At 28.6% G+C, this 20,734-nt stretch carries 23 protein-coding genes and 1 pseudogene; 12 read left to right on the forward strand and 12 right to left on the reverse strand.

Annotated elements, in window-relative coordinates:
- Window positions 1-2: 2 nt before the first annotated feature.
- The 7 genes from CAMP5063_RS03010 to CAMP5063_RS03040 all read left to right on the forward strand — a co-directional run bounded on the left by CAMP5063_RS03010 (window position 3) and on the right by CAMP5063_RS03040 (window position 8,985).
- Window positions 3-647, forward strand: a complete 645-nt coding sequence (locus tag CAMP5063_RS03010) for an HAD family hydrolase (RefSeq protein WP_220566444.1) — start codon at window positions 3-5, stop codon at window positions 645-647.
- A gap of 117 nt (window positions 648-764) precedes the next feature.
- Complete coding sequence (gene nifJ, locus CAMP5063_RS03015) at window positions 765-4,319, forward strand: pyruvate:ferredoxin (flavodoxin) oxidoreductase (protein ID WP_220566445.1); 3,555 nt, start codon at window positions 765-767, stop codon at window positions 4,317-4,319.
- A 2-nt stretch (window positions 4,320-4,321) separates the two neighbouring features.
- Window positions 4,322-4,645 carry a hypothetical protein gene (locus CAMP5063_RS03020; RefSeq protein WP_263659499.1) on the forward strand — a complete coding sequence of 108 codons (324 nt, stop codon included), beginning with the start codon at window positions 4,322-4,324 and terminating at the stop codon, window positions 4,643-4,645.
- Window positions 4,617-6,008, forward strand: a complete 1,392-nt coding sequence (gene mshL / locus CAMP5063_RS03025) for a pilus (MSHA type) biogenesis protein MshL (protein ID WP_263660517.1) — start codon at window positions 4,617-4,619, stop codon at window positions 6,006-6,008. Before CAMP5063_RS03020 ends, mshL begins: the two co-directional genes overlap by 29 nt.
- Window positions 5,989-6,318, forward strand: coding sequence for a CDC27 family protein (locus CAMP5063_RS03030; protein ID WP_263660516.1), 330 nt, complete (start codon window positions 5,989-5,991; stop codon window positions 6,316-6,318). Before mshL ends, CAMP5063_RS03030 begins: the two co-directional genes overlap by 20 nt.
- Window positions 6,311-7,828: a GspE/PulE family protein gene (locus CAMP5063_RS03035; RefSeq protein ID WP_337194798.1), complete on the forward strand. Its 1,518-nt coding sequence runs from the start codon at window positions 6,311-6,313 to the stop codon at window positions 7,826-7,828. The genes CAMP5063_RS03030 and CAMP5063_RS03035 overlap by 8 nt, the downstream gene beginning before the upstream one ends.
- Window positions 7,825-8,985, forward strand: a complete 1,161-nt coding sequence (locus CAMP5063_RS03040; protein ID WP_263660514.1) for a type II secretion system F family protein — start codon at window positions 7,825-7,827, stop codon at window positions 8,983-8,985. Before CAMP5063_RS03035 ends, CAMP5063_RS03040 begins: the two co-directional genes overlap by 4 nt.
- Here CAMP5063_RS03040 and CAMP5063_RS03045 read toward each other — a convergent pair.
- Genes CAMP5063_RS03045 through CAMP5063_RS03095 form a run of 11 tightly spaced genes read right to left on the reverse strand, consistent with a single transcriptional unit; the run spans window position 8,982 to window position 16,902 of the window.
- A complete protein-coding gene (locus CAMP5063_RS03045) occupies window positions 8,982-9,734 on the reverse strand; it encodes a TSUP family transporter (protein ID WP_263664623.1) in 753 nt (250 codons plus the stop codon). The two genes, CAMP5063_RS03040 and CAMP5063_RS03045, sit on opposite strands and share 4 nt — an antisense overlap.
- The gene (locus CAMP5063_RS03050) at window positions 9,719-10,468 is read right to left on the reverse strand and encodes a TIGR02757 family protein (protein ID WP_337194799.1); all 750 of its coding nucleotides are present in this window, start codon (window positions 10,466-10,468) and stop codon (window positions 9,719-9,721) included. The genes CAMP5063_RS03045 and CAMP5063_RS03050 overlap by 16 nt, the downstream gene beginning before the upstream one ends.
- The gene (gene flgK / locus CAMP5063_RS03055; RefSeq protein WP_337194800.1) at window positions 10,468-12,297 is read right to left on the reverse strand and encodes a flagellar hook-associated protein FlgK; all 1,830 of its coding nucleotides are present in this window, start codon (window positions 12,295-12,297) and stop codon (window positions 10,468-10,470) included. The genes CAMP5063_RS03050 and flgK overlap by 1 nt, the downstream gene beginning before the upstream one ends.
- Before the next feature lie 10 nt (window positions 12,298-12,307).
- Entirely contained in the window at window positions 12,308-12,742 is a 435-nt protein-coding gene (gene flgN, locus CAMP5063_RS03060) for a flagellar export chaperone FlgN (RefSeq protein WP_133319375.1), read from the reverse strand.
- Window positions 12,743-12,784: 42 nt separating this feature from the next.
- Window positions 12,785-12,991, reverse strand: coding sequence for a flagellar biosynthesis anti-sigma factor FlgM (locus tag CAMP5063_RS03065; RefSeq protein ID WP_133319374.1), 207 nt, complete (start codon window positions 12,989-12,991; stop codon window positions 12,785-12,787).
- Window positions 12,992-13,051: 60 nt separating this feature from the next.
- Window positions 13,052-13,417, reverse strand: a complete 366-nt coding sequence (locus CAMP5063_RS03070; RefSeq protein WP_263737593.1) for a rod-binding protein — start codon at window positions 13,415-13,417, stop codon at window positions 13,052-13,054.
- The gene (locus CAMP5063_RS03075; protein ID WP_133319373.1) at window positions 13,417-14,463 is read right to left on the reverse strand and encodes a flagellar basal body P-ring protein FlgI; all 1,047 of its coding nucleotides are present in this window, start codon (window positions 14,461-14,463) and stop codon (window positions 13,417-13,419) included. The genes CAMP5063_RS03070 and CAMP5063_RS03075 overlap by 1 nt, the downstream gene beginning before the upstream one ends.
- Before the next feature lie 58 nt (window positions 14,464-14,521).
- Complete coding sequence (locus CAMP5063_RS03080; protein ID WP_133319372.1) at window positions 14,522-15,178, reverse strand: RsmD family RNA methyltransferase; 657 nt, start codon at window positions 15,176-15,178, stop codon at window positions 14,522-14,524.
- Window positions 15,171-15,566, reverse strand: a complete 396-nt coding sequence (locus tag CAMP5063_RS03085; RefSeq protein ID WP_133319371.1) for an ornithine carbamoyltransferase — start codon at window positions 15,564-15,566, stop codon at window positions 15,171-15,173. The genes CAMP5063_RS03080 and CAMP5063_RS03085 overlap by 8 nt, the downstream gene beginning before the upstream one ends.
- Entirely contained in the window at window positions 15,550-16,254 is a 705-nt protein-coding gene (locus tag CAMP5063_RS03090) for an HdrB C-terminal domain-containing protein (protein WP_220566453.1), read from the reverse strand. The genes CAMP5063_RS03085 and CAMP5063_RS03090 overlap by 17 nt, the downstream gene beginning before the upstream one ends.
- A 9-nt stretch (window positions 16,255-16,263) precedes the next feature.
- The gene (locus tag CAMP5063_RS03095) at window positions 16,264-16,902 is read right to left on the reverse strand and encodes a DUF5644 domain-containing protein (RefSeq protein WP_337194801.1); all 639 of its coding nucleotides are present in this window, start codon (window positions 16,900-16,902) and stop codon (window positions 16,264-16,266) included.
- A 97-nt stretch (window positions 16,903-16,999) separates the two neighbouring features.
- On the opposite strand from CAMP5063_RS03095, the gene CAMP5063_RS03100 reads away from it, so the two are divergent.
- The 5 genes from CAMP5063_RS03100 (at window position 17,000) to fldA (ending at window position 20,513) form a co-directional block, all read left to right on the forward strand.
- Window positions 17,000-17,821 carry a thiamine-phosphate kinase gene (locus CAMP5063_RS03100; protein ID WP_263661058.1) on the forward strand — a complete coding sequence of 274 codons (822 nt, stop codon included), beginning with the start codon at window positions 17,000-17,002 and terminating at the stop codon, window positions 17,819-17,821.
- Complete coding sequence (gene truD / locus CAMP5063_RS03105) at window positions 17,790-18,923, forward strand: tRNA pseudouridine(13) synthase TruD (RefSeq protein WP_263661159.1); 1,134 nt, start codon at window positions 17,790-17,792, stop codon at window positions 18,921-18,923. The genes CAMP5063_RS03100 and truD overlap by 32 nt, the downstream gene beginning before the upstream one ends.
- Before the next feature lie 86 nt (window positions 18,924-19,009).
- Window positions 19,010-19,327 carry a DUF2325 domain-containing protein gene (locus tag CAMP5063_RS03110; protein ID WP_133319367.1) on the forward strand — a complete coding sequence of 106 codons (318 nt, stop codon included), beginning with the start codon at window positions 19,010-19,012 and terminating at the stop codon, window positions 19,325-19,327.
- A gap of 1 nt (window position 19,328) precedes the next feature.
- A complete protein-coding gene (locus tag CAMP5063_RS03115; RefSeq protein ID WP_133319366.1) occupies window positions 19,329-20,021 on the forward strand; it encodes a hypothetical protein in 693 nt (230 codons plus the stop codon).
- Window positions 20,022-20,513 carry a flavodoxin FldA gene (gene fldA, locus CAMP5063_RS03120; protein WP_263737594.1) on the forward strand — a complete coding sequence of 164 codons (492 nt, stop codon included), beginning with the start codon at window positions 20,022-20,024 and terminating at the stop codon, window positions 20,511-20,513.
- A gap of 24 nt (window positions 20,514-20,537) precedes the next feature.
- On the opposite strand, the pseudogene CAMP5063_RS03125 reads toward fldA, so the two are convergent.
- Window positions 20,538-20,734, reverse strand: a pseudogene (locus CAMP5063_RS03125) (methyl-accepting chemotaxis protein); the annotation flags it as partial.

Below are 20,734 nucleotides of genomic sequence, written 5' to 3' on the forward strand. Positions count from 1 at the left end.
CTTTGCTAAAAAAGACAATTTTATTTGATTTAGATGGCACTTTGATAGATTCTACAAGTGCCATTTTAGATGGATTTGATGCTGCTTTTAAAGCTTTTAATGAGCCTTTAAGAGATCATGAAGCTATTAAGGCTTTGATAGGTTTTCCTTTGGATGTAGCTTTTGAAAAGCTTGGTGTGGCAAAAGAGAAAACAAGTGAATATATTAATGCTTATAGAAATGTATATCAAAAAATCTATATAGAACAAACTTCTTTACTTCCTTTGGCAAAAGAAAGTGTATATGAGGCTAGTTTATTTGCTGATTTAGCTGTTGTTACGACTAAAAGTTCTAAATTTTCTAAACCTTTACTTGATCATTTAGGTATAGGAGAGCATTTTAAAGTTATTATAGGTAGAGACGATGTGACTTGTCCAAAGCCAGATGCTGAGCCTATTTTATTAGCTTTGAAGAAACTTTCTAAAAACAAAGAAAATGCTTTTATGGTAGGTGATACTCATTTAGATATAAAAGCTGCTCAAAATGCCAATATTATTCCTGTGGCTGTAAGTAGTGGTTATGAAAGTAAAGAAAGTTTAGCTAAATTTGAAATTCCGCTTTTTAAAAATACCTATGAAGCCATAAAATATATAAGAAATATCCGATAATTTCCCATTTAAACTCTATACCTATAAATAATAAAAAATTTTTATTATTGTTTAAGACAATTAAAGATAAAGTAGTTATTGACTTTAAGTAATTATTTAATTATAAGGATAGATTAAATGAGTAAAATAATGAAAACGATGGATGGTAATGAAGCAGCAGCTTACGCTGCTTATGCATTTACAGAGGTTGCTGGAATTTATCCTATCACTCCAAGCTCTCCTATGGCTGATTATACTGACATATGGGCTTCTCAAGGCAAAAAAAATCTTTTTGGAGTGCCAGTTAAAGTTGTAGAAATGCAAAGTGAAGCAGGTGCAGCAGGGACAGTTCATGGATCTTTACAAGCGGGTTCTTTAACCACGACTTATACCGCTTCTCAAGGACTTTTGTTAAAAATACCAAATATGTATAAAATTGCAGGTCAACTTTTACCTGGAGTAATTCATGTGGCTGCTAGAGCTTTAGCATCTCAAGCGCTATCTATTTTTGGAGATCATCAAGATATTTATGCTGCAAGACAAACAGGTTTTGCTATGCTTTGTTCGCATTCTGTGCAAGAAAGTATGGATTTAGCAGGTGTTGCACACCTAGCAGCTATCAAAGGTAGAGTGCCTTTTATGCATTTTTTTGATGGTTTTAGAACCTCTCATGAAATCCAAAAAATTGAAGTAATGGATTATGCACATTTTGATCGCTTATTGGATCGTGAGGCTTTATTGGAATTTAGAAATTCCTGTCTAAATCCAGAAAATCCAAAAACAAGAGGTACGGCTCAAAATGATGATATTTATTTTCAAACAAGAGAGTTGGCAAATAAATATTATGAAGCTGTTCCTGATATTGTTAATGAATATATGCAAGAAATTTCAAAAATTACAGGAAGAGAATACAGACCTTTTGTGTATTATGGGGATAAAAATGCAACGCGTGTTGTTGTAGCAATGGGTTCAGTGACTGAAGCTTTAAAAGAAGTTGTAGATTATTTGAGTAGCAAAGGTGAAAAAGTAGGGGTTTTAAAAGTTCATTTATATAGACCATTTAGTTTAAAATATTTATTTGATGTAATGCCTCAAAGTGTTGAAAAAATTGCTGTTTTAGATAGAACTAAAGAGCCAGGAAGTTTAGGCGAGCCACTTTATTTGGATTTAAAAAGTGCATATTATGGAAAAGAAAAAGCACCTTTAATCGTTGGTGGTAGATATGGACTTTCTTCAAAAGATGTGGATCCTGCTCAGTTAATAGCAGTTTTTGAAAATCTAAATCAAGCAAATCCAAAAGATGGTTTCACCATAGGAATTAATGATGATGTAACCTTTACCTCATTGCCTGTGGGAGAGAAAATTTCTTTGGGTGATGAAAGTACTATAGAGTGTTTATTTTATGGACTTGGTGCCGATGGCACTGTAGGTGCAAATAAAAACTCTATTAAAATTATAGGAGATAAAACAGATTTTTACGCGCAAGCTTATTTTGCTTATGATTCTAAAAAATCAGGTGGTTACACAAGAAGCCATTTAAGATTTTCTAAAAAACCTATTACTTCAACTTATTTAGTTTCTACGCCACATTTCGTAGCATGCTCAGTGGCTGCATATTTAGAAATTTATGATGTTTTAGCAGGTATTAGAAAAGGAGGAACTTTCCTTTTAAATAGTATTTGGAGTGCGCAAGAAACTATTGAAAAAATTCCAAATGCGGTAAAAAGAGTTTTAGCGCAAAAGGAAATTAATTTTTATATCATTAATGCTACAAAACTTGCTAGAGAGATAGGACTAGGTAGTAGAACAAACACGATTATGCAATCAGCATTTTTCAAACTTGCTAATATCATTCCTTTTGAAGATGCGCAAAAATATATGAAAGAATTAGCTTATAAATCATATAGTAAAAAAGGTGATGCTATAGTTGAAATGAATTATAAAGCTATTGATGTAGGTGCAGATGGACTTGTAAAAGTTGATATTGATCCTTCTTGGGTAAATTTAGCTAATGAAGCAAAAGAAGAAACTATAGCTTATAAAGGTACTGAGTTTGTTGAAAAAATCGCAAAACCTATGAATGCAGCTAAGGGCGATGATTTACCAGTTTCGGCATTTTTGGGCTATGAAGATGGTAGTTTTGAGCATGGTACTACTGAGTATGAAAAAAGAGGCGTTGGTGTTATGGTGCCAAGATGGATAGAAACTAATTGTATTCAGTGTAATCAATGTGCTTCAGTATGCCCTCATGCAGTTATCAGACCTTTCTTGATTGATGAAGAAGAATTAAACAATGCTCCAGCAGGTGTAAAAGAGCACAGCTTAAATGCAAAAGGCGTGAAAGAACAAAAATTAAATTTCAAAATTCAAGTTTCGCCGCTTGATTGTACAGGTTGTGAGCTTTGTGTGCATGAGTGTCCTACCAAAGAAAAATCTTTAGTGATGGTACCACTAGGTGAAGAGCTTGATCATGGTGAGCAAGAAAATGCAGATTATTTATTCAAAAAAGTAAGTTATAAAGATAATATTTTAAATAGAGAAAATACCAAAGGCATCCAATTTGCTCAACCTTTATTTGAATTTCATGGAGCATGTCCAGGGTGTGGAGAAACTCCTTATATTACTTTAATTACTAGATTATTTGGTGAAAGAATGATTGTTGCTAATGCAACGGGTTGTAGTTCTATTTATGGTGGCTCAGCTCCTTCAACTCCATATAGAAAAAGCAATAAAAATGGTCATGGACCTGCTTGGGGCAATTCTTTATTTGAAGATAATGCTGAATTTGGTCTTGGTATGAAAATAGCAACTGAAACTACAAGACATAAAATAGAACACATAATGAATGAAAGTATGCAAGAAGTACCTAACGCACTTTCTGCATTATATAAAGAGTGGATTGCAAATAAAGAAGATTCTAAAGTTTCTTTGGAATTAAGAGATAAATTAGTTCCATTGTTAGAAGAAAATAAGCAAATCAAAGCAGTTAATGATATTTTAGAACTTAAAAGCTATTTAAGTAAAAAATCACATTGGATTTTTGGTGGTGATGGCTGGGCTTATGATATAGGTTATGGTGGACTTGATCATGTTTTGGCAAGCGGTGAGAATGTAAATATTTTAGTGCTTGATACTGAAGTGTATTCTAACACAGGCGGCCAGAGCTCAAAATCTTCAAGAACAGGTTCGGTAGCACAGTTTGCTGCAGCAGGTAAGCCAGTGCAGAAAAAAGATCTTGGTCAAATTGCTATGACTTATGGTTATATTTTTGTGGCTCAAGTAAATTCTAATGCAAATTATGCACAATTGTTAAAAGCTGTAATGGCGGCAGAAGCTTATGATGGACCTTCTTTGATTATTGCTTATTCTCCTTGTATAGCTCATGGTATTAAAGGTGGACTTGGAAATTCAGGAAATCAAGCAGAGTTAGCTACAAAATGTGGATATTGGCCAACTTATATTTATGATCCGCGTTTAGAAGCTGAAGGTAAAAATCCTTTAACAATTTCTTCAAAAGAACCTGATTGGGATTTATATGAAAGCTTTTTAATGAATGAAGTTCGTTATAATTCTTTGAAAAAATCAAATCCTGAGCAAGCAAAAGAATTATTTGAAAAAAATAAAGCAGAGGCACAACGTCGTTACAGACAGCTTAAGCGTTTAGCAAGTGCTGATTTTAGCAATGAAAATTAATTTTGTTTCGAATTTTTATTCTTGTTTTATGGATAATTAATGCTTTTGGTGTTAATTATCCATTTTTAAATCAAAATTGTTATGTTGATAATTTAATTTCAATTCAAGATCCTTTTTTTAAAAAGACTACAAATATAAAATCTAATTTTTCTTTGCAAGCTATTGTTTCAAATAAGATTAAGATTAATGATAAGTGGTATGCTTTAAATGATTATATTGATGGTTTTAAAATAGTTGAAATTAGAAATTCTCAAGTTGTATTAAAAAAGGAAGAAAAAATAATGGTTTTAAATTTGTATGAAAAAAATAGTATTTTTATGTATTAATTTTTTGTTTTTTACAAATGTATTTGCCATGCAGTGTAATCAGCATTTTTTTAATATAAGAGTAGAAAATAAAACTTCTTTGCTTGAAATTTTAAATGAACTCGGAAGAGAGTGTGATTTTAGTATTATTATCAAAGATATTTTTGCTCAAGAAAAATTAATGCATGCTCAAAATTATTTACATATAAAGAAAATGTCTTTAAGAGAGATTTTTAAGCTTTTATTGGTGGAAAACAATCTTGCTTATGAATACGATAAAAATGCTTTAAAAATTTATGGAAAACAAGTTAAAACTTTTAAAGTGCATTATATAAGTTCTATTAGAGAAGGACAAAGTATTACTAAAGCCTCAGTGGATTCTAGACCAAAACAAGGAGATTATGATAATTATAAAGAAGTAGATAATTTAGTTATTAGTACTGATAAATTTGATTTTTGGGAGAAAATTTCAGAAGAAATTCAAGCTTTGTTGGATGAAAATACAACTAAACCTATTGTCAATACTAATGCAGGAATTATTACTTTAAATGCAACTCCATATGAACTTGCAAGAGTTGGAAAATATTTAGATGACTTAAATAAAAGACTTAAAAAACAAGTTTTAATTGATGTAAGTATTGTTGCTGTGCATTTAAACAAAAATCATTCAAGTGGAATTAATTGGCAAGAACTTGCTTTTAAACTTAATGGTGATGATAATGATTTTATAATTAATAAAGATGGTGTTAGAAATATTAACTTAAAAGCAAATATTGAAACCAAAGCTATTTTAAATTTATTACAAGAAAATGGTAAAACAACTATACTTTCTAACCCAAAACTTATGGCTTTAAACAATCAGCAAGCTATTATTTCTATAGGCGATACAATAAATTATCAAGTAAAAGAAAGTTCTAAAGGAACAGAAAATGGTACAATAGTTAGTGAAATATATAATAATTATTCTATTTTTGTAGGAATTTTACTTAATATATTGCCTGAGATTTCAGATGATCATAAAATTATGCTTAGGATTAATCCAAGCTTGAGTGATTTTAAATATAGTTTTGATAATCATAGACAAAGCAAACCAAGAAATATAGCGCCAGATACTATACAAAAAAAGCTTTCTACTGTAGTTGAAGTTGATGATGGGCAAACTTTAATTTTAGGCGGATTGATTAGTAAAAATACCATTAATAATCATAATGAAATAAGCATTTTATCTAAAATTCCACTTTTTGGAGCTTTATTTCAAGGAAAACAAAATTATGAAGATATTAGCGAAATAGTTTTTATTATCAAACCAAGTTTAGTAAAAACTAATAATAAAATTTTAAGTTTAAAAGACCTAGGTTTTCAGTATGAAGATGATATGTTTTAAAATCTTAATATGTTTTTCTTTTTTAAATGCTATAGAAATTCAAAACAATAGTTTTGATCAAAACATATTTTATGAAAAATTCATTAATCAACCAAACTATGAAAATGCTTTAAATTTAGCAAAATATTTTTATCAAAATAAAGAATACAAACAAGCAGTTTTTTGGGCTATGGAAGCCAATGATTTTGATTTATTGCAAAAAGAAGCTTGGCTTGTTTTTATTAATGCTAAAATAAAACTCGGAAGATATGAAGATGCTTTAATAGCTAAAAAAGAATACGAAAAGCTTTTGGAGATTTATTTTGAGTGATACACATCAAAAATTAAAAAACTTAAGTGAGTATTCTTTAAAAGAAATTGCTTCTCAATATAAAATGGAATTTTTAAATTTAAATCAAACTTTTGATTTTGAAAAATATCTTCACATCTTGCCTTTTTCTTTAATAGAACAACATGATATTTTTTGTTTTTATGAAGATGATGAAAAAATCCATATAGCTTCCTTTAAACCATTGGAAGAGAATGTTTTGGAAAAAATACAAAATTTATATCGTTTTAAAACTATCAAGATTTTTCTTTGTGTTTTTACACAATTTGAATTTTTGCTAGAAAGGGTTAAATTTTTAATTAAATTTCAAAATCATCTTAATAGATTAGAGCTTAGTTTGAAAAGTGATGAAAATAAAGATGAATTTTTATTAGAGCAGTTTTTGAATTTAATTTTAACTTATGCTTGTTTTTTAAGAGCAAGTGATATCCATTTAGAGCCTTTAGAAAATGAAGTATATATAAGATTTAGAATAGATGGAGAGTTAAAATATATACATAGTTTTGATGCAAAATCATACCAAGCCTTATTGATGCATGTAAAAATTATTGCTTTGCTTAATGTAGCTGAACAAAGACAAGCTCAAGATGGGAGTTTTTCTAAAATCATTTTAGAGCAAAAATATGATTTTAGAGTTTCAATTATGCCTTTATTATTTGGACAAAGCATAGTGTTTAGAATTTTAAAACAAGATGGATATGTTTTAAAACTTGATAAACTTTTTATCAAAGAAGAAAATTTAATTCAGCTGAAAATACACACGAATGCACCTTATGGTCTGATTTTGTTTTGTGGGCCAACAGGGAGTGGTAAAAGTACTTTTATGCATGCTATTTTAAATGAAATTGAACAAAGTAAAAAAATCATCACTCTAGAAGATCCTATAGAATATAAACTTAAATATGCTCAACAAATTCTTTTAAATTCTAAAGCCGGATTTGATTTTCACAAAGCTTTAAGAGCAGTTTTAAGACACGATCCTGATGTGATTATGATAGGTGAAATTAGAGATGAGGATAGTTTGGATATAGTTTTAAAAGCTTCTTTAAGCGGACATTTAGTTTTAAGTACCCTACACACTAATGGCGCTATAGAAGCTATTTTTAGAATGAAGCATATGGGTGCAAGAGAATACTTAATAGCTCATTCTCTTAATTTAATTATAGCTCAACGATTAGTAAGAAAACTATGTGAATGTAAAGAACCTAACAAGGAAAAATTTTACTTTCAAAATCAAGTTTTTGAAGGAAAATTTTACAAAGCAAAAGGTTGTGTTGAGTGTATGTATAGTGGATATAAAGGGCGTTTGATGGTAGCTGAATTTTTATTTTTAGATCATAATTTAAAAAATATGATAGAAAATAATGAAAATTATGAAAATATTTCAGCATACGCTTTAAAAAAAGGTTTTTTGACTTTAGGTATGGATGCTTTAGAAAAGGCGAAACTTGGCTTAACAAGTATAGATGAGTTAAGAAAGATTAGTTTTTGAAAAAATTTGTTATTTTTTATGTATTAAATAAAGAGCAAAAACAATATATAATAAGGGCTAGAAATTTATATGAAGCTAGAAATTTTGCGTTAAAGTCATTTGTAAATATTATTAGTGTTGAAGAATATTTCAAACCGATAAAACATAAAATCAAAGAAGAAGAGCTTATTTTCATTCTTAAGGATTTAAATATGATCTTAAAGGCAGGATTAAGCTTACAGGAAGCAATTTTAGAATTTTTAAAATCAAGCTATGAAAAACAAAATATTAAAATTTTTAATACAATTTATAATAAACTCAATAATGGAAGTTCTTATAATGAAGCCTTTAAAGATATTTTAAATTCTAGAGAATGTGCTATTTTAAAAATTTGTGATGGCAGAGAAGATTTACATAAGGCTCTTGATATTATTATTAGTTTAAAAGAAAAAAATCTTCATAGTTTTAAGCAGTTAAAAAAGGCTATAGCTTATCCACTTTTCGTTTTTATGTGTATTATTTTTGCTTTTTTTATTCTTATAACTTTAGTTTTGCCTGAATTTAAAACTTTATTTTTACAACTTGAATTGGATTTGCCAAAAATCACTCAAATTCTTTTTATTATAGCTGATTTTTTTAGTCATTTTTATATGATTATTTTATTAAATATAGGATTTTTTATAATACTTACTTATTCTTTTAGGAAGTCTTTGTTTTTTCATAGAATTCTTTTTTATTCTCCCATTTTTGGAAAAATAATATTTTATCAAGATAAATTTTGTTTTTTCTTAATTTTTTCATATTTATTAAAAGCAGGGGTGGATATAAAAAGAGCTTTTGAACTTGCTTGTGAAGGTATAGAAAATCAATTCTTTAAAAACAAAATGTTTATTATAAAGACTTCATTTGAATCAGGACTTGATTTAGCTCAAGCTTTTTCTAACACAAAGCTTTTTGAGCCTTTTGTGATAAGAATGTTAAATTTAGCTTTAAAAAGTTCTAAATTAGATGAAAGTACTTATGAGCTTGCTTTGTTTTATGAGTATAAAAAAGAAAATTATACTCAAAAGCTTTTGAGTGTTTTGGAGCCTTTGATGACAATTTTTATGGCGAGTTTGATTTTAGTTTTAGCCTTGGGTGTATTTTTACCTATGTGGCAAATTAGTCAAGAAATTTAAGCAAGATAATCATAAGCAACCTTAGCTATAGTTAAAGCAACCATAATCAAAAAGAGTTTTTTGATAAAAGTTCCTTGTGTTTTTAAGACTAGTTTTGATCCTATAAAAGCACCTAAAATTTGGCCTATACCCATTAAAATACCAACTTTCCAAAGCACCTCATAAGAGTATAAAAATACCCCTAAAGCTACTACATTGCTAGTAAAATTTAAGATTTTAGTATTAATGCTTGCATTTTTCATGCTAAAACCAAGAAATATCACGCAAGCAAAAATCCAAAAAGATCCAGTACCAGGTCCTAAAAAACCATCATAAAAACCAAGTAGCAAGCCAAAGATAATTTGAAAGCTTGTAGTGCGCATTTTAGCTTTATTATGTACATGGCCTAAATCAGGCTTGAAAATAGTGTAAAAAAAGATTAAAACAAGGCAAATTAATACAATGATTTTAACAGCATTTTGATCTATTAGTAAGACTGCATAAGTTCCAATGGCAGCTCCAATAGCAGTAAATAAAATTCCCAAAGCTATCTTTTCTATATGCATAGATTTTCTATAAGCTAAAACCGCAGTGAGTGATCCAAAGGTACTTTGAAGTTTATTAGTAGCTAGGGCTAAATGAGGAGGAATACCACAAGCAAATAAAGCAGGTATGGTAATAAGCCCACCACCACCTACAATCGCATCAACACAACCTGCAAAAGCAGCAACAAAGAATAAAATCACATAATAAGTTAATTCAAGCTCCATAAGCTTTCCTTGTTTTGTCCGATTCTATATAGAGCAAAATCATATTTTATAGGATCAGCAGGATCGAATTTTTTAAGACTTTGCGTAAGTTCTAAAACACTTTTAAAATCATAAATCTTACGCTTTAAAAGCTTAAGTTTTAATGAAACTTTATGAGTATGAGTATCTAAGGGTATGAGTAAGTCTTTTTTATCGATATTTTTAAACAAACCTAAATCTAATTCATCTTTTCTTACCATCCACCTAAGATACATATTATATCTTTTTAAAGGACCTTTTGGAATGTTAAATTCTTTTGAAAAGAAAAATTCATAACCATAACTTTTATAAGGATTAAGCTTGTAAATTGTTTCTATAAAAATTTTTATCGCTTGTGTGATATTTTGTTCTTTTTGATAAGTTTTGGTAAAAATATTTTCTATACTATCTTCATTTTTTAAGCGCTTGAGTGTGATAAAAATTTGAGCTATATCTTGAGAGTTTTGAAAGCGGTATTTTAGATTTTTACATTCTTTTTTAATAATCTCATCATTTCTTTCAAGTAAGGAAAAATCAAGTTTATTTAAAAAATTTACAATATTTTTAGCATTTCCATAGGCAAATAAAGCACAAAGCAAGGCTATATTTTCATCTTTATAAACACTTGCAATTTGTAAAGGATCAGGATGAGAGAAAAGCTCTTTTTGAGTGTTTTTGCTTAAAATTGCTTCATCTAAAAGAGCTTTAATTTGCATTAAGATTTTAAACCAAGTAAGGTTTCAAGCATTTGATCAACGGTAGTTACGATTTTAGCTGCAGCGCCATAACTTGCTTGATATTGTATGAGTGCTGCTAATTCTTCATTGGTATTTACACCACTTTTTGATTGGTATTCTGCATAAGCTGTATTAAATACCGTCATATTAGTCGCATGTGCAAAGCCATTGCTTTCAGCATCTGAAGCAATTTGGCCTGTAAATTTTCTATAATATCCATCTAAAGTCATAGTGTCTACTGTACCATCTTTATTATAAAAATTTACTTTTTGATTTTGAAGTTGCAACATAGCATTAGCTACATCGTTATTTCCATCAACTCCGTTTGAACTAGCTTTTAAGCTATTTGGATCATTTCTAATGCTTGAATTTACATTAATGCTACTTGCATCTTGACCATTAAAAAATGAAGATACATTTAAAGCGCCTGGGAAATTTGTGCCATTGTCTTTAAAAGCTATTTTATAACCTTTTTTTAAGCCATTGATTTGGAAATTTCCACTATCACTTTTTCCATCATAATGATAAAAGGCTTGAAAATAATCATTTAAATCATTACCGCTAACACCATCTTTATTATCATCAACATCTGCATTGATTTGTTTAATAACATCTTCTATAGTGGTATTAACATCTATTTTTATAGTTCTAGTAGCAACCGGCTCACCTTTTTCATCATAAACTGTGATGTCAAAGCTTCCTGCTTGGATGTTTTTATCATAACTCATTAAAGAAGTATCAGATTTTAAACCTTTTAAATCATCCGAATTGACTCTATCTGTAGCTGCTTGAGCATAAACATTATTAGTTTGGGTTATGAGTGTTTTTGTAAAGGTATTGAGCATATCTTTATACTCTTGCAATTTTCCATCGCTGTAAGTATCGTGATTGCCATCATAGTTTCTACCTCTAAGATCAAGTTGAGCTCCAAGCTGTCCGCCTGAAATTTTACTAGTTAAATCATAGCGGTTTTCATCATTTACTTCATAATAAATTTGATAAAAACCATTAGGGTTGTTATTATCTAATTTTAAAGGGTGAAAGCTAGAGCCATTTACTATACTAAAACCTTGAATGCTTAAATCATAATATCTTCCAGAATCAGTCATGGTAGATTCTAAAGTACTATCTTGAGAGCTTGTTCCTTTCCAAGCAACAGCATTAACTAACTTTGAAAGTCTAAGTTCAAGTTCATCTCTTTTGTCTCTTAGTTGATTTGCATTATCGGTAGGTAAAACTTCTTCATTTTCAAGTTGTTTATTAATATTTGCAATTTCTTGACCAATGTTATTAATCTCATCTACGGTTTGTTGAATTTGCTCATTAACGGTTTGTTGCATTTTGCTAAGATCTTGTAATGTTTTTTGTATGTTTTGAGCTAATGTGTTTGCACTATTAACAAGATCTATTTTACTTGCTCCATCGCTTGGGTTGGAAGCAAAGTTATTCCACGCATCATAGTAATTTTTATAATCTTGTAAAATACCAGTTCCTTGCATATCAGGAAATCTTTGACTTGCTTCTTGTAAAATTTGTCCTAAATAATTTGTATAGTTTTGTTGAGTAGTGGCGTTTTTTAGCTCATAATAAGAATGCTCATCATGCAATCTTTTAATAGTATCAATTTGCGTACCTGTTCCTAAGTGTAAGCCACCTCTATCAAGAGACATACCTGAACTTTGCACCGCTCTTTGTCTAGTATAAAATACTGCATTTGCATTAGAGATATTGTTACCTGTGGTATTGATTTGAAGTTCAGCAGCTCTTATACCACTAACCCCTGTATATAAACTATCAAAAATTCCCATGACTTAGCCTTTAAACATTGATCTTAAATAATGAATCTGGAATTGTCTTATTATCCCCATAAGCATTATTTGTTCCATTTTGTTCAAACATTGTATTTAAAAGATTGTCGTAAAAATTTTTAATAATAAGAGCCAATTTAGCATATTCTTTATTTTTTTGATGTAAGGTGTTTAAATTTTGCTTTAAAAGAGCAAGTTTTTCTTTATCTTCATCATCTAAAAGTTCGTCTAAACCCTTATTGTTTCCTTGATTGCTAAGTTCTACTAAAGCCTTATCAAGATTTTTTTTAGCAATTTGAAAATCATTTACAAGTTTAGTTTTTTCTTCTACGCTTTTGCTAACATGTTGGTGATTAGCAGCTTGAATTTGAGCTATATCTTCTAAAGTAAGATTGATGAGTTTTTCTAAAATAGAATTTGTTTTGTCTAAGTGTTGTTTAACCATTTTTTATCCTTTCTTAGGCACTAACCCAAAAAAGGATAAAAATTATAATAAAGAATCTACTATTGCTTTTGAAGTGGCTTGCAAGTCTATTTTATACTCGCCATTCTTTATTTGTGAAGCAATAAAAGATGCCTTATTTTCTTCTACCTTTTGAGTTTCTTTTGCCTTGTTATTTTCTTTGTTTTCTGTTTTATTTATATCGCTAGTAGCAACTTGAGCCACATAGCTTTGATGTATAGGGTTTATCATTTTAAGCCTCCAGTTCTATTGAAAAACTCTAAGAACCATATCGACACTTAAAAAAATAACTTAACGCCTTTCTTTTAAATAATCAAATAATAATTTTGAAAAACCTAAACCACCACTTAATGCTTTACTCATAGTATCATTATACATAGATGAATAAATTTCATCACTTGCATCTTTTCCAAATAAAGAACTTTCTTGTTTTAAAGAAATATCCAAAACACTTTTGATTAAGAAAGCTTCAAAAGCATCGGTTTGTTCTTTTAAAGCTTTATCTTCATCATTTAATGCTTGTATATGAGTTAAATCATTTTTAAAAGCACTATCTGCATAGTTTTTAGCAGCCTTATAGCTATTATTATGCTTGGTAATGTTTTCATAAAGCTCACTGCTGTAATTTTTGCTCGCTAAATAATTATCAACTCTCATCATATCACCTCTAATTCAGCGCTGATTGCACCAGCTCTTTTTAGATTTTGCATAATAGCTATGATATCATTTGGTGCTGCTCCAAGTTTATTTAACATTCTAGCTATGTTTGCTACTGTTGTTTTATTGTTTGTGATTTTTAAAGTATTAGATACAGGGTCTAAAATACCACCATCTTTCATATCGATTTCATTTTGTCCTAAAGCTACGGTATTGTTTGGATCGATTTTTATAGTAATATCTTTATGAGTAATTAATATAGGTTCAACTTCTATATTTACTCCCGCAACGATAGTTCCTGTTCTTTCATCAATGATTACTTTGCTTTCTGGGGTATAAGCTATATCTTGTTCTAATACTCTTGCCATAAATTCAACATGAGAAAATTCTTCAGGTTTTGTTAATTTTATAGTTCTAGAATCTAAAGCTTTTGCTATATCTGCGTCAAAAATAGTATTTAAAACTCTTTCTATATTATTAGCTGTTTTAAAATCTGCTTCTTTTAAGCTTAAAATCAAATCTTCGCTTTGACTAAAGTTTTGTGGAATTTCTCTTTCTACTACAGCGCCATTAATAACATTTGCTGAGGTTGAGTGTGTTCCTGCTGCACCCGGTCTTGGGCTAAGTCCACCTATAGCTAATGAACCTTGAGCTACTGCATAAATCTCTCCATCAACTCCTTTTAGAGCTGTCATAAGTAAGGTTCCACCTTGTAAAGATTTTGCATCACCTAAAGAAGCTACACTTACATCAAGTTTATCTCCGCTTCTTGCAAAAGCAGGAAGTTTTGCTGTTACCATTACTGCTGCTGTATTTTTTGATTTTATATCGCCTGGGCTAACTTTTACATTCATACCTTGAAGCATATTTGAAATAGATTGTAGAGTAAATTCGCTACTTGTACCATCTCCACTTCCATTTAAACCAACAACCAAACCATATCCTATAAGTTGGTTATCTCTAACACCCACTACATTGGTAAGTTCTTTAATAGTAGCTGCAAAAACGCTTAGATTTAATACCAAGCAAAATAATAATATTCTCATCGATTCTTCCTTTAATCTATGCTATTTTCATAAAATTAAAGCAAAAAAAGTTCCAAATTTATATAAAGGAGTAAAAACTTAGAGTAGTTGAGCCAAATTTTTTTTCTTTAGTTTTCTCATAATCTTGTATTTTAGTTGGAGTTTTAAAAGTGCTGTGGTGTTCAATGATAATGATTTTTACATTTGAATTTTGTATATTTTCTATCAATTTTAAAGTTTTTTCATAAATATCAAAAAAACCTTCTCTAATATCAAATGGAGGATCAAGATATAAAATAATATCTTCTTTGGAATTTTGAATAATTTGAGGAGTTTTTTTAAAAGTATCATCATTAAAACAAAGAGTATTTTGATCAACACCAGAAGCGTTTTTTAAAGCTATTTCATAAGCCTTTTTATCTTTTTCTATGGCATAACTTTTTAAACAACCATTGCTTCTTGCTTCTAATGCCATTAAAGCACTTCCTCCAAAGGCCTCTATAAAAACCTTATCTTGCAAAGAAAAACGCAAAACATTAAAAACACATGATTTTACTATGCTTTTAGTGCTTCTTGTGGTATCTAGGCTAGGAAGTAAAATTTTTTTACCCTTATAAATTCCACTTTCTATGGTGGTGTAAATTTTTTGAGCTTGTTTTTTTGAGCTTGTTTTTTTATCCTCTTTGTAATTTTTTAAAAAATCTCTTACGCTTTGATATTCTTGTGTTTTATGCATTATTACTTTCTTCTTTGATAAGATTTTTTAACTCTGTTTTATAAAGATCAAATATTGCATCGATTTTTTCATGACTTTCTTGGCGTAGTTGTTCTAAAATGGCTTCACATTTTTGATTCATAATTTTTTTCTCACGCATTGCTATTTTATAGGCAATATTTTGCAAGCTTGCATTGAAATCATTTAAAGCACATAGCAACTCTTCTATGTTAAAAGGGTGAGTTAAGAAATTTGATTTTTTGTTGATGATAAATTGTGGCTTTTGTGTGTTGATTTTTTCATCACAGACTAAAAAATCACAATCTTTTTTTAAAACTAAAAAATCTTTTAAAGCAATTTCTAAAGTTTTTTCTAAAATTAAATCCTTGCATTCAAGAGCGATTTTCATTGACTAAACTCACTTTTAATTTGTGTTTTTTTAAAGTGTATGGTACTATACCTAGAGCTAAATTTGCAAGCTCTGCGAAACTTAAAATATAAAAATCTTCAAAATTTCTATTTGAAATTGCTTGTAATTCTTTAGAACACTTATCAAACATATAAAAAGAATAAAAATCTTCTACAACTAAAAAATCACAACCACTATCATAAGCATCTAAAATGATTGCTGCTGCACTTTTATAAGCTAATTGCGCATTTAAACTTAAGAACCCATAGCCACAACTCTTATATTTTCTTTCAAAATCAATTATATTTGCTTTAAGAATCTTAGCAAGTTCTAAAGAGCAATTAGCATGGGAAAATCCTTGATATACACCTATGTTAAATTTATCAAAAAAATATTTAATGTGTTCTGTTTTTAAGTATTTTAAAAAAAACTCTGGAGCGTATTTAATCTTATCGATTTTACTCATAATTTCATAAGAGCTATATTCGCAAGCTAAGATATTATTCTCATCCATCATTCTAGAATATTCATCTAAAATATCTTTAGGATCATAGTCAATAATAAAATAATTTTTACCCAAAGGTTTTTCACATAATGTGCTTTCAACACCGACTGTATCTAAGACATTTTTGATAATATCAAAATAACAAAATAAATCATTATTGCTATTGGTGTAAATTTTATACATTTTAATTCCTTAAAAAATACTTCTTGCAAGACCTGATTTTACAAGCATAACTTTTAATTCTTTGATGTAAGATTCATAGTCAAGCTCATTAGATGAAATAAAATTTTTGAATTTAGTATGATAATAAATTCCTTTTTCTTCATCTGCTATCAATTTTAAAAATTGTGGAGTTTTTTCTGGATATTTAAGTAGCATTTTATAGGCAAATATAAAGAAACTATCTCCTAAATATTCAGGTAGAAATTCTCTTACTTCGCTTGTATAATATAAAAAGTCATATTGCTTGTAAAGCTCTATATCATGTATGTCAATAAGTCCTTTAAAAAGTTCAAGTTTTTCTAAAAAATCACTCTTATCCATGATCAAGTCTTTAATAGCTCTTTTAGCATCGAGTGGTTCTATGATGAGTTCTTTTCCAAATCTTTCAATAATATTACTTAAATCTCTTCTTTGTCTAATGGTAACTTGATTAACTTTAATACAACTTTCTGGGTTTTCTTCAAAATCAAAATATATATCATCTTTTTTAATCTGACTTAAAATATCATAAACACTTTTAAAATTTTTACTATCATAAACATATGGTTTATAATAAGCTAAATAATCACTATCTTTATCAAAACGAAAAATTCTTAAAGTTATTTGCATTTTTTATCCTTGGTATTATTTTTGATTATATACATTTTAAACTTATAAAAATTTGATTATTATATAAAATTAAAAGCTTTTTGTATAAAATATTCACATGGATAAAGAAAAATTTATTATAAATGCTTTTGCAAATTCTATCAACGGAGATGATGGAGCAATCATCGATGGATATTGTTATTCTAAAGATTTATTTTGTGAGGATGTGCATTTTAAACGATCTTGGATGAGTTTAGAGCAAATTGGCGCAAAAGCTATGCTCGTTAATATTTCTGATGCAATTGCTATGAATGCTACACCAAAATACGCTCTTTTGGGGCTTTCTTTACCAAAATGTTTAGAAATGAAACAAGTTAAAGCTTTGCAAAAAGGCTTGCTAGATAGCGCAAAAGAATTTGGGGTGCAAATTATAGGCGGAGATACTATAGCAGATAGGAAAATTAATATTAGTATAACTATTATTTCTAAAGTGAATAAAAGGGCTATTTTTAGAAAAGGTTTAAAAAAGGGAGATTTGCTTGCTTTTAGTGGGAAATTAGGTGAGAGTTTAAAAGGTTTAAATATACTATTTCGCGGTGGAAAATTGCATTCTAAACATCGTTTTATAAAACCGAATTTAAGGCAGAAATTTTTTTATGATATAGCAAAAAAAGTCAGAGTGAGTATGGATATTTCAGATGGTTTAAATAAGGATCTATCGAGAATACTCTTTATAAATCAACTTGGTATAAAATTTCTTAAAAAATTAGATAAATTTAGCTTAAATAGTGCAGAAGAGTATGAAATTTTATTTGCTTTTGATAAAAAACATAAAGTATTTATACAAAATATGGCTAAAAAACATAGAATTAAACTAAATATTTTTGCAAAAACAACAACAGGAAGGTATAAATTTTATGGAAGAGAACATCATTTTTAAGCCCTTATATACTTTAAAACACAGCCCGATAAATGTGTATTTTTCAAAAAATAGTAATGATTTTGTAGTAAGAGAAAAGCCTTTGTATGAATTTAGTGGTAAAGGTGAACATCTTATTTTACATATACAAAAAAAAGATCTAAGCACCAGTGAAGCTTTGAGAATTTTAAGTGAGCAAAGCGGTGTTAAAATGAGAGATTTTGGTTATAGTGGTTTAAAAGATAAACAAGGCTTAACTTTTCAATATATTTCTATGCCTAAAAAATTTGAAGAGGGCTTAAAAAATTTTAAACATGATAAGATGAAAATTTTAGAAAGTTTTTATCATGATAATAAACTTAGAATAGGGCATTTAAAAGGAAATTCATTTTTTATAAGATTAAAAAAAGTTTCAAAAGTAGATGCTTTAAAAATAGAACAAGCTTTCAAAAATATCCAAGAACAAGGTTTTGCTAATTATTTTGGATATCAGCGTTTTGGTAAATTTCAAGATAATTTTTTACAAGGACTAGAAATTTTAAAAGGTAAAAAAATCAAAAATAAAAAAATACAAGAATTTTTAATTTCTGCCTTTCAAAGCGAACTTTTTAACAGATATTTGAGTAAAAGGGTGGAATTATCACATTTTATCAATGATTTTAGTGAAAAAGAAATAAAACAAATTTATGATTTAGATAAAGATGAAATCAAAAGTTTAAAAAATCAAAAGCAGTTTTTTAAGATTTTAAAAGGTGAAGTTTTAGGGCATTATCCTTTTGGTAAATGCTTTGTATGTGAAGATTTGTCAAGTGAAGTAGAAAGATTTAATCAAAAAGATATTAGTTCTATGGGGCTTTTAATAGGCTCTAAAGCTTATGAAACAAATGAAGGTCTAGCTAAAAAATTAGAAGATGAGATTTTTTCTTTTGCATATGAGTTTAAAGATAAAATGCAAGGTTCAAGACGCTTTATGTGGTCTTATTTGCAAGATTGTAAAAGTTATTATGATGAAGAAAAAGCTCATTTTACTTTAGAATTTTTCTTGCAAAAAGGTTCATATGCTACAGTGGTTTTAGAAGAGATTTTACACGCAGATATTTTTGATCAAACCTATAATACATAATTTTAAAAATTGATATTGAGTATCAGTTAAAATTTATCTTTTATAAATTATAATAACAATTATCATTTTTATAAAAGGAAAGCTCAATGTCAGTTTTGGTTATAGGTGCAGATGAAATTACTCCAATTAAGGCAGTTTTGACAAATTTAGGCGCAAAAAGTATAGAGCATTGGGATGCTAGAAATGAAAATAGGGTAAATAGAAAACCCATTCCACAAAATACTGAATGCATAGTCATGCTTACTAGTTTTTTAAATCACAACACCATGAAAAAAATTAAAACAGAGGCAAAAAAACGCAATATACCTTTGGTTTGTGCTAAACGCAGTGTGAGTTGTGTATATTGCGAATATTGCAAGGTTTTTGGTCTTGAACAAACTTATGAATGTACAAAAAAGGCATAATATGTTTGGTTTTAATAACAAAGAGGATTTGGTACCTAAAATATTTAGAGATTTAGAACAAGAAAATATTAATTTTATTTTTTTGAATTTGTATAATTCTTTGGTGGAAAATGATCTAAAAATACCTTATATTTATGCAAAAAAAGCTACTAGTTTAAGAAATATTTTTGAGTTAAAAATCCAAAATATGATCACAGAAAGGGTTTTGAAATTTAGTAAAATAAAACAATTTTGTCCATATTCTCATAAAATCATCAAAGCATATAAAGAAGGAAATTTAAATAAATTACAGCTTGAAGCAAAGATGCCAAAATATGCTTTAGCTAGATTAATACAAAATGTTTTTATGTCATCAAATTTTATCTTAGATCCACAGGTGGCTTTTGAGTCTTTTGTGTATGATAAAATTTGTAAAAGCAATGTAAAGGCTAGGGTAGATATTCAAGAAAATATCATTATTATCAATGATAAAATGGCTATTATGCCTTCTTTTTTTGAAGATAATAAAAAGGATATAAATTTAGCTTTGCAAATTATCAAAAAAAATGTTTTTGAAATATTTTATATTGTGTATCCAAGAAATAAAAATTTTACTCAACATAAAGAAATAAGACATAATTTATGTGAAAATAACAAAACTTTGCTAAAATTAGTTCCCTATACTATTAATAATCAAATTTTAAGGAGATGTTAAATGTCAGTAGCAGTAATTTATGGTAGCTCTATGGGAAATACCGAAGGTGCGGCAAATATGATCGCTCAAAAATTAGGAATTTCAGATGTGTTAAATATTGCAGATATTAATGCAGAAAAAATCAATTCTTATGATAAATTAATCTGCGGAACTTCTACTTGGGGAAGTGGAGATTTTCAAGATGATTGGGATAGTTTTGATTTTTCAGTTTTAAATCTTAGTGGAAAAACCGTTGCAGTTTTTGGTATGGGAGATAGTGAAAGCTACTCAGATACATATTGTAGTGCTATGGGAAAACTTGCTCAGGCTTTAAAAGCAGCAGGTGCAAATTTAGTAGGTTCAGTTTCTACAGGTGGTTATACTTTTGAATCAAGTGATGCGGTAGAAGGAGATAAATTTGTAGGGCTTGCATTAGATAATGATAACCATGAGGATTTAACCGAAAGTAGAATTGATGCTTGGTTAGAACAAATTAAACCTTCTTTTTCTTAAATCTAGATGCCAAAAAGGCATCTTTTAAAATTTCCTTTTTTTTGTTTCACTTAATATATCTTGTGCTAAAGAATCTACTTCATTTGCAATAGCATTTGTATGTATTGCTGTTTGAGAATTTTGTTGTGTAAGTTTTTCTATAGTAGCCACTGACTCATTAATTTGGCTAATATCATTAGCTTCTTCCTTTATAGCTTCACCCATATCATTTATAGACTGGG

The organism is Campylobacter sp. RM5063 (assembly GCF_024723655.1).
Classification (GTDB): Bacteria; Campylobacterota; Campylobacteria; order Campylobacterales; family Campylobacteraceae; genus Campylobacter_D; species Campylobacter_D lari_D.